This window comes from Methylocapsa sp. S129, from assembly GCF_009765995.1.
GTDB lineage: Bacteria > Pseudomonadota > Alphaproteobacteria > Rhizobiales > Beijerinckiaceae > Roseiarcus.
The window spans coordinates 375,448-389,539 of the sequence record NZ_LMUI01000030.1 but is presented as its reverse complement, the minus strand read 5'-3'; the positions used below and the strand labels follow the sequence as shown (position 1 = coordinate 389,539).

Genomic DNA, 14,092 nt, shown 5'->3' with positions numbered 1-14,092 from the left:
GGCTGATTCGGTGAAAACCGGCTTCGAAAAGCCGGAAGATATGCAAACCAAAAATTGGAGATAAAAATGCGCAACATCATGTTGTTTGGCGCTGCCGCTATCGCTTTGACCCTCAGCGCCGCCAGCGCCTCCGCCATGGGCGGCGGCAATCTCTCCCCCGAGCAGTCTCCCTATGCCGTGATCGCGCCGCAGACGCTGCAGCAATCGCCCATGCAGGAAGGCCGCTCAGCCTATACCGGCGACGATTCGGGCTATTCGTCGAGCTATGGCGTGCAGCCTGGCTATGACGCGCCCCAAACCCTCACGACTCCGGAAGATCGCAACTATTATTCGCGCGGCCGGTAAAGCCTGGCGTTCCCAGAAGCCTTGCCTAGAAGCCTTGTTGGTTGTCGATTTCCCATCGAGAGGCGCCCAAGGGCGCCTCTCTTTATTTTGCTTCTGATCTGACGCCGCCGAACTCAGGGATAGAGACGCTGGCGCCGCCATGGCGCGCCCATGCCCTCGCGCGTGAACAACACGCGGTCGTGCAGGCGAAACGGGCGATCGTGCCAGAACTCCATCGCGATCGGCGTCAGGCGGAAGCCGCGCCAATAGGGCGGGCGCGGCACCTCGCCGACGCCAAATTTCGCGACATAGCCGGCGATGGCTTTTTCAAACGCGAAACGGCTTTCGAGCGGCCGCGATTGCTGGCTGGCCCAGGCGCCGATGCGGCTGTCGCGCGCCCGGGTCTTGAAATAGGCGTCGGCTTCCTGGTCGCTGACATATGCCACAGGCCCGCGCAATCGAATCTGCCGGCGCAAGGATTTCCAGTGGAACAAGACGGCCGCTTTGGGGGTGGCGGCGATCTCGCGGCCTTTCGCGCTCTCTTCGTTCGTATAAAAGACGAAGCCGCGCTCGTCGGCGCCCTTGAGCAGCACCATCCGCACATCGGGCAGGCCGTCGGCGTCGACCGTCGCCAGGGACATGGCGTTGGGATCGTTCGGCTCGGTCTTGCCGGCGTCGGCGAACCATTGCTCAAATAAAGCGAAGGGCTCGTCAGCTTCGGTGAAGTTACCAGACGTTAACTCATTCAACGTGTAATCTCCGCATTGCTTTGTCGCCTTGAGGGAGCTTCTACCTGCGATCGGAACCAACGGCGATCCCAAATCCGGCGACCTATTCCAGCGCCCCCGATCGCGGCGGCGCCTGTCCAGCGCGCGCTACGCGCGGGTGGGGGCCCATCGCCACGCTCGGGCTCCTAGCGCTCGGCCTTGCCGGCTGCTCCATGACCATCGGGCCTTTTATGAGCGATGACGAGACGGGGTCGATCAAGCCCGCCGCCTCTCCCCTGTCGCCCGATCTGGACATGAAGGATTGGCGGATCGCCGAGCCTATTCTCGCATCGGCGCTCCTCAATGGCGAGCCGCAAGCGCCGGTCAAATGGTCGAACCCTGATTCGGGGCGGAGCGGCGCTTTCCAACCCGTCGCCGCCACATTCTCCCGCGAGGGCAAGCCCTGCCGCGCCTTTGTCGCGCGCATCGTCGTCGCCGACGGGCCAAAAATGCTGCAGGCGGTCGGCTGTCCGGGCGAGGAGGGTGCGGTCGCCCTCGACAAGGTCGAGCCCTGGAAAGGGCTCTGACCGGCGATCCCAGCGAAGGCGCGGGCCGATGGCGCTCGATGGCGCCTTGCGCGCGCCGCCTTCATCGCCCAAATAAGCGACGAGACAATGGCGCCCGCGCCTTGAGGGCGGGCGCGCAAGGCTGGGCTCTTTATGCGCGATCCATATGAAATTCTCGGGCTTGCCAAGTCGGCGAGCCCTGCCGAAATCAAGTCGGCCTATCGTCGGCTGGCCAAGAAATACCACCCCGACCAGAGTAAGGAGCCCAAGGCGAAGGACAAATTCGCCGAAATTGGCTCGGCTTACGAAATCGTCGGCGACGAGAAAAAGCGCGGCGCCTTCGATCGCGGCGAAATCGACGCGGAAGGCAAGCCGCGCCATCAGGGATTCGAGGGCTTTACCGGCGCGGGTCGCCGCTCGCGGTCCGCGCGGGGCGGCGATTCCGACTTCCAGCATTTCGATTTCGACTTTGGCGGCGGCCCCAGCCGCGCAACGGCCGGCGCGGGCATCGATCCGGATATCCTCGCCGAATTGTTCGGCGCCCAGGCCACCGGGCGCTCGCGCGGGCCCCAGCGCGGCGAGGATGTCGCCGTCACTGCCACGGTCCCCCTCGCCATGGCGGCCGCGGGCGGCTCGGCGCGCGTGACCTTGCCGACCGGCAAGACGCTCGATGTCGCCATTCCCGTCGGCGTCGAAGAGGGCAAGCCAATCCGGTTGCGCGGCCAAGGCCAGCCCGGCGCCAAAAACGGGCCCGCCGGCGACGCCCTGGTGACCATTCGTTATGCGCCGCATCCGTTGTTCAAAGTCGAAGGGCGCGATTTGCGGCTTGATCTGCCGATCACGCTTTATGAAGCCGCGCTCGGCGGCAAGGTTCGCGCGCCCACGCTCGATGGCGAGGTTGAACTCGCCATTCCGCAAGGAGCGAGCAGCGGCAGAATTTTGCGCCTGCGCGGCAAAGGGCTGCCGGCTGTCGGCGAAGGGCGCCACGGCGATCTCCTGGCGACGTTGCGCATCGTGATGCCCTCGGGCAGCGATCCCGAATTCCTGGACCTGATGCGCCGCTGGCGGGACGAAAAGCCCTACGATCCGCGCGCGACGATGACGTGATTCGCAGACGCCCCGCGCGATCAGCGGGCGTCGATATGCTGAAGGGCGTCGCGCAGCGGCTCGCTCGATACGACGACCCAGCCCGTCAGCGGCGTATCCAATTCAAGGATCAGGAATACGACCGATGATATCGACAAGGCGCAGAGAAAAATCGTCGCATAGATCACTCTGTTGCGCGGCGAGCTCAAGCCGAACACGGCGAAAATCATGATCAGCCATGAGGTCATGACGCAGAGCATCGGCCAGGAAATGGTGGTCTGGGCGGTTTCGATCAGCCGCCAGCGCAGCTCCAGCGTCTGCGTCATGCGCGCCTCGAGCTGGTCAGCGAGCTGCTGGTGGAATTTGTCGGTCGGCTCCAGGCGCCGGATCGCGCTGTCGATTTGAAGGAGCAGCGCGCCCAGTTGTTCGGCTTCGATGCTGCCGGGCGCAAAGCTCTTGAGATGCGTGGGATAGACGCCCATCGGCTTGGGCTCGTCGGGCCAGGTGTCGGCGATCGCCGCCGCGACATAGGTTCGCAGCAGCGCGCGGGTCGGATCGGCGGCGCCGCCATATTCGCGCAGCCGCTCGTCGAGCGCGACGATATCGGCGCCGTAGCCCCGCAAATGGCCGCCGAATTCGTCGAACGCCGTTTTCACCGAAGACGTCAGCAAGCCAAGAACCAGCGCCGTCAAGGTGACCAGAATGGAAATGACCAGGCGAACCGCATCGATCGTGTCGCGGCCCCGGTGGCGCTCGGCCAATCGTCCCTGCAGGAACAGACCGAGCGCGCTGCTCGCCAGCAACAGCACGAAGACGAGACTGGCGACGGCGGTTTCGTTCATCGGGCCATGTTTGCCCGTCCCGCCGCCCTTGACAAGACGCGGATGGATCGGCTGGCCGCGCCCGGTCTATCGATGCGCGCGGCCCGGCAATTGATTGCAAGGACGCGCCCATGCACAATGGCGCGAATTTCCTCCGGCCGGGCCGCGCGCAATGACCTCGACTATTCTGATCCTCAACGGGCCGAATCTGAACCTGCTGGGCAAGCGCCAGCCGCATATTTACGGCCACGAAACTTTGGCGGATGTGGAGGCGCAATGCCGGGCGCTGGCCGTCGAGCTCGGCTTGGCGATCGAATTCAAGCAAAGCAACGCCGAGCATCAGCTCATCGACTGGATCCATGACGCGCGCGAGGCCGCGGCGGGCCTCATCATCAATCCGGCGGCGTTCACCCACACGTCGGTCGCGATCTTGGACGCGCTAAAGACCTGCGAATTTCCGATCCTCGAAGTGCATATCTCCAACGTCCACCAGCGCGAGGCCTTCCGCCACCATTCCTATGTCTCGCTCGCCGCGACGGGCGTGATCGCGGGCTTTGGCGTGCATGGCTATCAGTTGGCGTTGCGGCATATGGCGCATTTGCTGGCGCGGAAGACCTGAAATCCCCTTGCGAATTCGCCGCCCCGGCGGCGCTCGCCCAGGGGCGCGGGCGGGGCATTGTCATCATACCAGTGATGGTTTCTTCGCCTTGAGCGAATGCAGGATTTGTTCATCGTTTGCCTATAGCGTATCGGCGAACGGAGCTCTGATCTTTGACAAATTTGGCGCGACTTGACCCGAGGCGCGACCCGATTGACGACGCCGCGCGACAGCCTCACGTAACCTTACCTCCACAGTTTGGCACAATGTCCCATCTCATCGAATCCGTTGCTGACCTGACCGCCCGCAGCGACCGGGACGAACTCGAAATCACCCTGGCGTCGGTGACGGCCAAATTGCTTTGCGCGACGCGGCTGACGTTTTGGCGAATCGCCAGCTTCGCCGGCGAACTTCGGCTTCAGGAGCGGGTGCGTCTGACGGAAGGCCGCCTCGCCGTGTCCGACGGGCATCTGGACCTTGGCGATCTGCCGGCGCTCGAAGCGCGCGCCGACCTGCGCGCCTGCTACCAGAGCAAAACGCCGATCCAGTTGCGCCGCGACGAAAATGGTCAGCACGGCCATGTCTTTCCTGTAGCGAGCGCGCGCGGCGTGGTCGGCTTTCTTGAGATTTATCATCCGACGCCGATGGGAGAAGACCAGCACCGGCTGGTCTCCGGCCTGCTCAGCATCTATCGCAACCATCTGCGGATACTCGACTATAGCGAATATGACGAGTTGACCGGCCTCCTCAACCGCAAGACCTTTGACGGCTCCTTGGCCAATTTCGTCCGCGTCGATGCGCCGAGCCTCGACTTTGCCGATCCGCACGATCGCATCGGCGGGCGCCGGGCGGCCAACCCCGACCAGCAGGCCTGGCTCGCCGTCCTCGACATCGATTTTTTCAAACGCATCAACGATCGCTTCGGCCATCTCTATGGCGACGAGGTTCTGATCCTGCTGGCGCAATTGATGCGTTCTTCGTTTCGCGAAGCCGACCGACTGTTTCGCTGCGGCGGCGAGGAATTCGTGGTCATCCTCGCGCCGACGGAGGCCGACTTCGCGGAAAGCGTTCTGGAGCGCTTTCGCAGGATCGTCGAAGGCGCCGACTTTCCCCAGGTCGGCCGGGTGACGGTCAGCATCGGCTATACCGGCGTCACCTCCAGGGACAATGGACTGACCGCTTTCGGCCGCGCCGACGAGGCGCTCTACGTCGCCAAACGGCAGGGCCGCAATCAGGTGCAATGTTATGAACATCTGGTCACCGGCGGCATCCTGCAAGACAGAACATTGATCAGCGCCGACGTCGAAATGTTCTGAGCGCCGATCGAACCTCGGATTGCCGTCAGGGTCGGGTCGAGAGGCAATAGCCGTCGCCGTGCAGCCAGCAGGTCGAGTCATGAGCATGTGCGTCAAGCCGGAGCGAACGGACGAAGCGCTGACCGCCTTGTCCAAGCGCCCGGGCGAACAGGCGTTCGGCCTGTATCGACCGGGCGCCGGCGCAGGGATATATCAAGGCGCTGGACACTGCGGTCGCGCCATAGCGATCCGGATCGGCTAGGCGCTCGATACGGAACACCACGCCTTGACCGCCATCGGCGGTGAGCGGCAGGAGCGCCCGTCCCGCGGGCCTCAGGGCGGCGCGCCATGCGGGCATCGGATGGGTCACTCCGGCGTTTATCACGATCACATCGACGGGGCCGGGATCGAACGACGCGCCGTCGGCGGCGGCGATCTGGATATTCGCCCGCGACGCCAGATTGGCTCGCGCCCGCTCGGCGAGGGCGGGGTCGATCTCGACCGCGATCACCGCGCCATCGGGTCCAGCCAGTTCCGCCATGATGGCGGTATAGTACCCGGTTCCCGCTCCCACATGATAAACCTTGTCGCCGGCGCGAATTTCGAGCTTGTCGAGGAGCCGCGCCCAGAACTGGGGCTGGCCATTGTTCAGCTCGCGCGCGGCGTCGATCGCGAACAGCACATTATGATAGGCCGATCTCGGATCGTCGCCGGGCGCCTCCCAATAGCCGTCCACGAAATCATAGACCCGCCATGGCCGGTCGCCGAGAAAGCGCTCGCGCGGAACCGTTGCGAAGGCGTCGATGACGCGGTTTGATTGAACATGGGCGACGTATCGCAATTCCTCGGCGAAGGCCAAACGCGCGGCCTTGATGTCTGCGGTCTCGATGTCCAAGATGTTTCTCCAGCAGGTGATAACTGGAAAGGCGCGGAAGAAGCGCTCACGCGGACATCGGATATTTTTTCCGCTTATTGTCCGCGTGGGCTATCGAGGCGCGCATAACGATCATGGTCGGACTATCGGAACACGAACAACGAGCGGCCCTCGAGGGGATAGACTCGGCGACGGCCGTCTCGCACGCCCTTGCGCGTCTTTCCGAAACGGATCTGCTGCGCTTGCAAGCTTTGGCGCGCTTGCGCGCCAGGAGCCTGCCGCATGGCGTAAGCTGGTCCGATCTTCTGCACGAGGCCATCGTGCGTGCGCTCGATGGATCGCGCCAATGGCCCGCGGGCCTGCCTTTTCTGGCGTTTCTCGCAGGCGTGATGCGAAGTCTCTGCAGCGAGATGGGGCGGCGTCGGGGGCGTGAGGCGAAGCTGATCCTGACTGGAGGCGAAGTCGCGTGGCGGGAGATCGTCAGCCTTGCGCCGGATCAGGAGCGCGCTTTTGTCGCTGCCGAGGCTATCGACGCTATCCGCCGCCTGTTCGCCGGCGATAGGATCGCGTTGCGAATCATCGTTGGCCTGGAAGGCGGGTTGTCGGCCGAAGAAATTCGCGCGACGTACGATCTTTCGACCGTCGAATATGACAGCGCGCGCCGGCGCATGCGGCGCGCGCTGCTTCGGGCCGGTCTGTCCTGGAGCGCACAATGACCAAGAAAGTCATGAAGGACTGGAATCCCGAACGCGACCTGACGGCGCTGCTGGATGGTCTGACCGCCGAACTGCTCGCCGCTTCCGATCAGGATATCGGCGCCTGGGCGCGCGAGGAGGGCGCCAAAAGTCATCCCGCGGCCAGGGCGACGCGCCGCGTGGTGAAGACAGCGGTCGAAGCCGATTTGGACGCGCCGCCGGTCTCGCATTTCATCGTTCCCGGAGCGCGGCTTCCTTTTACTCGGAACCAGTAGCCGGGCCGGACGCCGGTTGTGCGATCAAATCATCTTCGATGAAGCGAACATCAAGGTCGGCCGCGTGCTCAGGAAATTTGCGCCGACCTATCCTCGCACCGGAATGACGTCGACCGCGACATCGAGCTTTTGTCCGCCCGACGAAAGAATGACGCCTTCGACCGGCGCGGCGTCGGAATAATCGCGCCCGACCGCGATGACGATATGATCGTCGCCTTCCGCGATCGCATTGGTCGGATCAAGACCGAGCCAGCCAAATTCCTGTCCGCACCAGACTGAGACCCAGGCATGCGAGGCGTCGGCGCCGGCGAGGCGCGCTTTGCCGGGTGGCGGGACCGTCCGGATATAGCCGCTGACATAGAGAGCAGGTAGGCCGAGCCCGCGCAGTCCCGCGATCATCACATGGGCGAAATCCTGACACACGCCGCTGCGCTTGGCGAAGGCGTCGGCGGGCGATGTGGTGACGCCGGTCGACTTTGTGTCATAGGCGAAGTCCGCCTTGATGCGCCCGTTGAGTTCGAGCGCCGCTTCATAGATCGGACGGCGTGGCGAGAAACTGGTGCGCGCGTAATCGGTCGCCGCCTCAAAAATCCCGACGAGCCGGCTCGCATAAAGCGCGAAGGCCGGGGAATCGCTCGCCAGCGAGGCCGACGCGGTCGCATCCCTGGCGACGCTCTCCCAGGCGGGCGTGAGGCCAGGGGCTGGCGGCGCGGGACGGTGCACGTCGACCCGCGCCGTCGATGTGATGACCAGTTCCCGATGCGGCTTTTCGATGCGCATGCGCGCGACGCGATTGCCGAAAATATCGACGCGTTCGTTCCATTCGTTCGGGGTGGGCGCGACATCGATCCGGCTCGCCAGCACGGATTGGCCATCGATCGAGCGGAGCAGCAATCTCAGCGTGCATGTGTTGGCCGCGACCGGCGCCTCATAGCGATAGCGTGTGAGATGACGCACATCGTAGATCAAGCGAGGCCCGTGACGTGTTCGGCGCGCGCGTGATGGGCGCCTTGCAGGAAATAGCGGACGGCGATCGCTTCGGCGAGCTTCATCAACCGCTGCTCCTGGCCGAGAATGGCCTGATCCTCGATCTCTTCCGCATCCTGCGTCGAGAGATCGGCACGCAATTGCATCGACAGACGCTTGGGCTCTTCGAGCATGCCGTCCTGGCGCAGAATCGGCAAAGCCGCGATGTGATCGTCGATGGAGGCGACCTGAAAGGCGACGCTGCGCGGATTGAACGGGTCGAGCAGCGCCATATCGCGCACCGGCCCGAGCGCGACGCCCGTGAGATAGCGCGACCGATAGGTGATCTGCGAGTCGATCAGGTCGAGCAGAACGTCGAGATTATGGGCGCTCGCGGTCTTGCCGGCGAATTGCCGCGTCAGGCGGCAGGTGTTGATGCCGCGCTCGATGCGCCGCCCCATATCATAGAATATCCATCCGGCGCCGCGATTGAAGTTTTCGTCGAAGAGGCCGGAAAGCGCCGCGATCGTCGTGAGGGCCTCTTCCGTGCAATCGATGATTTCAGGCTCGGAAAGCGCACGGTCCGGCGCTTCCACGATGACCGATTCGAGGCGCCCGATCAGACGCCACGTTTCCGGCGTCAGGCGTTCGCGAATGACGGAGGCGGCATGGCGCGCGGCCCTGGCGATCGACAGGGCCGAACCGTTGCTGTTCTCCTCGCGCAATGCGGCGTCGCTCGCCAACGCCGAAGGGGCCTTGGCCATGCCATAGGGCGCGGCGCCCCAGGCGACCAGCAGGGCCTTCAGCTTCTCCAGCGATTGGCGCGCGCTGTTGGCCGGCGTATCGGGATCGACGGCGCGCGTGCAGATGCAGCGCACCAGCCGCAGCGTCGCCTCTTCGCGTTCGAGATAACGGCCGAACCAGAACAGATTGTCGGCGGCGCGGCTGGGAAGATTGCCGAGCAGACGAACGATCCGCACCTTTTCGGGGGACGGCAACAGGCTCGTCGTTTCGACGGGGCTGTCGCTGAGCACCCAGACATCGGCCGATTCGACGCCCTGGCCCATCGAGACGGCGCGCGCGTCCGTTTGATCGGATATGCGGCAGAAGCCGCCCGGCATGACGCGCCAGCCTTCCGGCGTGGCGGCGGCATAGACGCGCAGGACGAAGGGGCGCGGCACCAGGCGTCCCTTCTCCCACCGCGGCGTCGTCGAAAGGCGAACGATGTCCTGGCCGACATAATCGACGCCGCGCTCGCCGATCTCTTGCGCGAGACGCGCGCGATCGGCGGCCGAAAGCTGCGAACCGATGACGCTGCGTTCGTCGCCAAAGCCGGGAACCTGATCGCCGAACGCGCCGGCGATCGCGATCTCGCCCAGCGAGGCGAGCACCTTGTCGCGCTCGGCGGCCTGGCCGCACCACCATGTCGCGATGCTGGGCATCTCGAGATCGGCGCCGAGCAGGCGGCGGGCGAGGACCGGCATGAAGCCGAGCAAGGCGCGCGATTCGAGAAGGCCCGCGCCGGGCATATTCTCGACCGCGACGGCGCCCGCACGAATGGCGTCGACAAGGCCCGGCACGCCGATGCGCGAGGCCGGATTGAGTTCGACCGGATCGCACCAGTCGGCGTCGACATGACGCCACAAAACGTCGGCACGCTTCAATCCCGCGATCGTGCGCACGAAAATATGGCCGTCGCGCATGACGAGATCGCCGCCCTCGACGAGCAGAAAGCCGAGATAGCGCGCGAGATAGGCCTGTTCGAAATAAGTTTGGCTCCAGGGGCCCGGAGTCAGAATGCAGATGCGCGGGCCGGAGCGCTGCGCGCTCATGCGCAACCCTGCGCGAAATTCGCGGAAGAACGGCGCCAGCCGTTCGACATTCATCTCGCTGTAGAGACTGGGAAAGGCCTGCGAAACGACGAGCCGGTTCTCCAGCGCGTAGCCCGAGCCCGAAGGCGCTTGCGTGCGGTCGCCGAGCACCCACCAGCGCCCGTCAGGTCCGCGGCCGATATCGGCGGCATAGAGGCGCAGCCAGCGCCCGCCGGGCGGCGCGACGCCGCGCATCGAGGCGAGAAAATCGGCTGAGCCGGTGATGGCGGCGGCGGGCAGCACGCCTTCCCTCACCAGCGCGCCGTCGCCGTAGACGTCGGTCAGAACGCGCTCGAACAATTCGGCGCGTTGCTCGACGCCGCGCGCGATCTCGCGCCATTCGGCTTCGGGAATGAGCAGGGGCATGCGGCTCAGCGGCCAGCTTCGCTCGGCGCTTTCGCCCTGTACGCGATAGGACATGCCCATATTGCGAATGCGCCGGTCCGCGGCCTCGAACCGCTGTTCGATCGCGTCCTGGTCCAAACCGGCGAGCGCATTCAGCAAATGGCGCCAGTGAGAGCGCACGGCGCCGTCGCCTCCGATGAATTCATCGGGCGTGCCGGGGAGGGGAACGTAGTCCTTCGTCCAGGCGGCAATGCGATCGATCGCGGCGTCGCGCTGCTCTGTCGCGGACCGGGATTTAGCGGCCAAGGGTTCTCCGCAGATCCAACGTCATGGGAAATTCGCCGCTCGCCTCGTCAGGGGGAATCGGAACATGGCCGCCTGTATGACCGTGATCCTGGAACCGCGCCAGTCGGCGCGCCTCCGCCTCATAGGAATTCACGGGGAACGTATCATAATTGCGCCCGCCAGGATGCGACACATGATAGACGCAGCCCCCGAGCGAGCGCCCGCTCCAGGCGTCGAGAATATCGAACGTCAGCGGCGAATGCACCGGGACGGTCGGATGCAGGCCGGAGGTCGGCTTCCAGGCCTTGAAGCGGACGCCGGCGACCGCCTCGCCCGCGGCGCCGGTCGGGGTCATCGGCATTTTGCGGCCGTTGCAGGCGATGACATGACGCCCTGATGTCAGCCCCTTCGTCTTGACCTGAAGGCGCTCGACGGACGAATCGACATAACGCACGGTTCCGCCGCCGCCGCTCTCCTCGCCCATCACGTGCCAGGGTTCGAGCGCCTGGCGGATTTCCATTTCGACGCCGCCATGATCGACGCGGCCATAGACTGGGAAGCGGAATTCACGCTGCGCCTCGAACCATTCGGGCTCGAAACGGTAGCCGGCCTCGCCAAGGTCGGCGAGCACGCCGAGGAAGTCTTCCCAGACGAATTGGGGCAGCATGAACCGGTCATGCAGCGACGTGCCCCAGCGGATCGGCGCGCCGCGCTGCGGCTCGCGCCAGAACCAGGCGACCAGCGCGCGCAGCAGCAATTGCTGGGCGAGGCTCATGCGCGCGTCGGGCGGCATTTCGAACGAGCGGAATTCGACGAGGCCGAGGCGTCCCGTCGGACTATCGGGCGAATAGAGCTTGTCGATGCAGATTTCCGCGCGATGCGTATTGCCGGTGACGTCGGTGAGCAGATTGCGGAACAGCCGGTCGACGAGCCAGAGCGGCGGCGCGGCTTCGCCCGGCTGCGGCAGATTGGCGAGCGCGATTTCGAGCTCGTAAAGCTGATCGTCGCGCGCTTCGTCGAGCCGCGGCGCCTGGCTGGTCGGCCCGACGAACAGGCCTGAAAACATATAGGACAGCGAGGGATGGCGCTGCCAATAGACGATCAGGCTGCCGAGCAGATCGGGCCGGCGCAGGAACGGCGAATCCTCCGGCTTGGCGCCGCCGAGCACGACATGATTGCCGCCGCCGGTGCCGGTATGGCGCCCGTCGTTCATGAATTTGTCGACGCCAAGCCGGGTCTGGCGCGCGTCTTCATAAATCGCCGTTGTGGTCTCCACCGCCTGGCGCCATGTCGCGGCGGGATGAATATTGACCTCGATCACGCCGGGGTCGGGCGTGACCTTGATGAGGTCCATGCGCGGGTCGTAAGGCGGCACATAGCCTTCGATGCGCACCGGCATGCCTTTGTCGCGCGCGGTTTCTTCGACGGCGGCGAGCAGTTCCAGATAATCGTCGAGCTTGGGGACGGGCGGCATGAAAACGCAGAGAACGCCGTCGCGCGGCTCGATCGATAGCGCGGTGCGCACGGCGCCGTCCTCAGCGACCTGGTCCGAGATGGCCTGCTGATCGCCAGCCTGCGCCTGAGGCACACTGACGGCCTGCTGGAAATGCCGCGGCTCGGGCAACGGCCCGCGCGGCTCCAACGGGTCCTGCTGATGAATATAGGGATAGGCGGAGGGCGGCACGAAGGCCAAAGCCTTCATCGGCAGACGATAGCCGACCGGCGAATCGCCGGGCATCAGAAACAATTTGCCGCGGCGCAAAGGCCAGCGTTCGCTGATCCAGCGCGAGCGCGTCGACGCCGCCGCATTCCAGCGCTGGATCGGCAGCACGAAGCCGGTCGGGCGCGACAGGCCGTGTTCGAACGTGCGCACCATGCGCGCGCGCTCTTCCGGATCGTCGATCTTGGGATCGGAGGGATCGACATTGACGGGGAGCGCGTTTTCCTTCAGCAGCCAATAGGCGGCGTCCTCATAGGCGGGCACGATATAATCGGCGTCGATGCCCAGCCGTTCGGCCAATTCGGTCGCCACCGCTTGCGCGTCCTGCTCCGTCAGCGACGTTGGCGTCGCCACGCCGGCGATCAGCGCAGGATCCCTCCAGATCGGTTGGCCGTCCTTGCGCCAGTAAAGCGAAAAGGCCCAGCGCGGCAGGCTTTCGCCGGGATACCATTTGCCTTGCCCGAAATGCAGGAAGCCGCCGGGCGCGAAGCGCTGCTGGAATTTGCGGATCAGCGTCTCGGCGCGCGCACGTTTGGTCGGGCCGACGGCGGCCGTGTTCCATTCGGGCGCATCATAATCGTCGATCGAGACGAAGGTCGGCTCGCCGCCCATGGTGAGGCGCACATCCTGGGCGACGAGATCGCGATCGACGAGATCGCCGAGCGCGTCGAGCTTGCCCCAGGCCTCGTCCGAAAAGGGCAGCGTGACGCGGGGCGCCTCGCGCAGGCGTTCGATGCGCATGCTGAAATCGAACGTCACCTGCGCCGGCTCGACCACGCCGGAAATCGGCGCCGCCGATTGGTGATGCGGCGTCGCGCAAAGCGGCAGATGGCCCTCGCCGCACAGCAGGCCGGAGGTGACGTCGAAGCCGATCCATCCGGCGCCGGGAATATAGACCTCCGCCCAGGCGTGCAGATCGGTGAAATCGCGATCCGTGCCCATCGGCCCCTCGATCGGATCGACATCGGCCTTGAGCTGGATCAGATAGCCCGACACGAATCGCGCCGCGAGGCCGAGCCGCCGCATGATCTGCACCAGCAGCCAGGCCGAATCGCGGCACGAGCCCGACCCCAGCTTGAGCGTCTCGTCGGGCTCCTGCACGCCCGGCTCCATTCGGATGACATAGGCGATCTTCTTTTGCAGCTCAGCGTTCAGTTCGACGAGAAACGGAATCGTGCGCGTCTTCTCCTTGGAGAGGCCGGCGACGAATTGCGTCAGCAAGGGGCCCGCCGGCTCGGCAACGAGATTGGCGGCAAGCTCCGCCTTCAATTCTTCGGGATAAGCGAAAGGAAATTCCTCGGCATAAGGCTCAACGAAAAAGTCGAACGGATTGATGACGGCGAGTTCGGCCGTGAGATCGACTGCGACGCTGAATTCCTCGGCCTTCTCGGGAAAGACGAACCGCGCCAGCCAATTGCCATGCGGGTCCTGCTGCCAATTGACGAAATGATTGGCGGGCGTGACTTTCAGCGAATAGCTCGGCACTTTCGTGCGGCAATGGGGCGCCGGCCGCAGTCGAACGGTCTGGGGGCCGAGCGCGACAGGGCGATCGTAGATATAGCGCGTGACGTGCTGCAGTCCGACCAGAATCGCCAAAGCGCACCTTTCATGAGATGGGTTCGACGCCAGCGCGGCTGCCCGAAACATCTACGCAGCGATTTGGC

At 64.8% G+C, this 14,092-nt stretch carries 13 protein-coding genes; 7 read left to right on the top strand and 6 right to left on the bottom strand.

The window, feature by feature from the left end; all coding sequences use genetic code 11:
* Positions 1-66: 66 nt before the first annotated feature.
* Complete coding sequence (locus GSQ90_RS19445) at positions 67-345, top strand: hypothetical protein (protein ID WP_158816534.1); 279 nt, start codon at positions 67-69, stop codon at positions 343-345.
* 113 nt (positions 346-458) lie between these two features.
* Here GSQ90_RS19445 and pdxH read toward each other — a convergent pair whose 3' ends face one another.
* On the bottom strand, positions 459-1,073 hold the full coding sequence (pdxH, locus tag GSQ90_RS19440) for a pyridoxamine 5'-phosphate oxidase (RefSeq protein ID WP_158816533.1): 615 nt from the start codon (positions 1,071-1,073) through the stop codon (positions 459-461).
* Between the two features lie 209 nt (positions 1,074-1,282).
* Here pdxH and GSQ90_RS19435 point away from each other — a divergent pair, with 209 nt between their 5' ends.
* Both GSQ90_RS19435 and GSQ90_RS19430 read left to right on the top strand, forming a co-directional pair.
* Positions 1,283-1,618, top strand: coding sequence for an RT0821/Lpp0805 family surface protein (locus GSQ90_RS19435; RefSeq protein ID WP_158816532.1), 336 nt, complete (start codon positions 1,283-1,285; stop codon positions 1,616-1,618).
* Between the two features lie 132 nt (positions 1,619-1,750).
* A complete protein-coding gene (locus GSQ90_RS19430) occupies positions 1,751-2,704 on the top strand; it encodes a DnaJ C-terminal domain-containing protein (protein ID WP_158816531.1) in 954 nt (317 codons plus the stop codon).
* A 20-nt stretch (positions 2,705-2,724) separates the two neighbouring features.
* Here the strand turns inward: GSQ90_RS19430 and GSQ90_RS19425 are convergent, their stop codons facing one another.
* The gene (locus GSQ90_RS19425) at positions 2,725-3,525 is read right to left on the bottom strand and encodes a hypothetical protein (protein WP_158816530.1); all 801 of its coding nucleotides are present in this window, start codon (positions 3,523-3,525) and stop codon (positions 2,725-2,727) included.
* 151 nt (positions 3,526-3,676) lie between these two features.
* Between GSQ90_RS19425 and aroQ the strand changes: the two genes are divergently transcribed.
* The gene (gene aroQ, locus GSQ90_RS19420; protein ID WP_158816529.1) at positions 3,677-4,123 is read left to right on the top strand and encodes a type II 3-dehydroquinate dehydratase; all 447 of its coding nucleotides are present in this window, start codon (positions 3,677-3,679) and stop codon (positions 4,121-4,123) included.
* Between the two features lie 245 nt (positions 4,124-4,368).
* Positions 4,369-5,418, top strand: a complete 1,050-nt coding sequence (locus tag GSQ90_RS19415) for a GGDEF domain-containing protein (protein WP_158816528.1) — start codon at positions 4,369-4,371, stop codon at positions 5,416-5,418.
* Positions 5,419-5,443: 25 nt separating this feature from the next.
* Here the strand turns inward: GSQ90_RS19415 and GSQ90_RS19410 are convergent, their stop codons facing one another.
* Positions 5,444-6,292: a protein-L-isoaspartate O-methyltransferase gene (locus GSQ90_RS19410; RefSeq protein WP_158816527.1), complete on the bottom strand. Its 849-nt coding sequence runs from the start codon at positions 6,290-6,292 to the stop codon at positions 5,444-5,446.
* 77 nt (positions 6,293-6,369) lie between these two features.
* Between GSQ90_RS19410 and GSQ90_RS19405 the strand changes: the two genes are divergently transcribed.
* Entirely contained in the window at positions 6,370-6,987 is a 618-nt protein-coding gene (locus GSQ90_RS19405; protein WP_246731668.1) for an RNA polymerase sigma factor, read from the top strand.
* Positions 6,984-7,241, top strand: coding sequence for a hypothetical protein (locus GSQ90_RS19400; protein ID WP_158816526.1), 258 nt, complete (start codon positions 6,984-6,986; stop codon positions 7,239-7,241). The genes GSQ90_RS19405 and GSQ90_RS19400 overlap by 4 nt, the downstream gene beginning before the upstream one ends.
* 87 nt (positions 7,242-7,328) lie before the next feature.
* Here the strand turns inward: GSQ90_RS19400 and GSQ90_RS19395 are convergent, their stop codons facing one another.
* Genes GSQ90_RS19395 through GSQ90_RS19385 form a run of 3 tightly spaced genes read right to left on the bottom strand, consistent with a single transcriptional unit; the run spans position 7,329 to position 14,024 of the window.
* Positions 7,329-8,210, bottom strand: coding sequence for a transglutaminase family protein (locus GSQ90_RS19395; RefSeq protein WP_158816525.1), 882 nt, complete (start codon positions 8,208-8,210; stop codon positions 7,329-7,331).
* Positions 8,207-10,729 carry a circularly permuted type 2 ATP-grasp protein gene (locus tag GSQ90_RS19390; RefSeq protein WP_158816524.1) on the bottom strand — a complete coding sequence of 841 codons (2,523 nt, stop codon included), beginning with the start codon at positions 10,727-10,729 and terminating at the stop codon, positions 8,207-8,209. Before GSQ90_RS19390 ends, GSQ90_RS19395 begins: the two co-directional genes overlap by 4 nt.
* Positions 10,719-14,024 carry a DUF2126 domain-containing protein gene (locus GSQ90_RS19385; RefSeq protein WP_158816523.1) on the bottom strand — a complete coding sequence of 1,102 codons (3,306 nt, stop codon included), beginning with the start codon at positions 14,022-14,024 and terminating at the stop codon, positions 10,719-10,721. Before GSQ90_RS19385 ends, GSQ90_RS19390 begins: the two co-directional genes overlap by 11 nt.
* Positions 14,025-14,092 lie beyond the last annotated feature (68 nt).

Excerpts from the sequence above, each read along its gene's own strand:
- GSQ90_RS19400 (WP_158816526.1), top strand. The coding sequence starts at position 6,984 with ATGACCAAGAAAGTCATGAAGGACTGGAATCCCGAACGCGACCTGACG.
- GSQ90_RS19425 (WP_158816530.1), bottom strand. The coding sequence starts at position 3,525 with ATGAACGAAACCGCCGTCGCCAGTCTCGTCTTCGTGCTGTTGCTGGCG.
- aroQ (WP_158816529.1), top strand. The coding sequence starts at position 3,677 with ATGACCTCGACTATTCTGATCCTCAACGGGCCGAATCTGAACCTGCTG.
- GSQ90_RS19430 (WP_158816531.1), top strand. The coding sequence starts at position 1,751 with ATGCGCGATCCATATGAAATTCTCGGGCTTGCCAAGTCGGCGAGCCCT.
- GSQ90_RS19435 (WP_158816532.1), top strand. The coding sequence starts at position 1,283 with ATGAGCGATGACGAGACGGGGTCGATCAAGCCCGCCGCCTCTCCCCTG.
- GSQ90_RS19445 (WP_158816534.1), top strand. The coding sequence starts at position 67 with ATGCGCAACATCATGTTGTTTGGCGCTGCCGCTATCGCTTTGACCCTC.
- GSQ90_RS19415 (WP_158816528.1), top strand. The coding sequence starts at position 4,369 with ATGTCCCATCTCATCGAATCCGTTGCTGACCTGACCGCCCGCAGCGAC.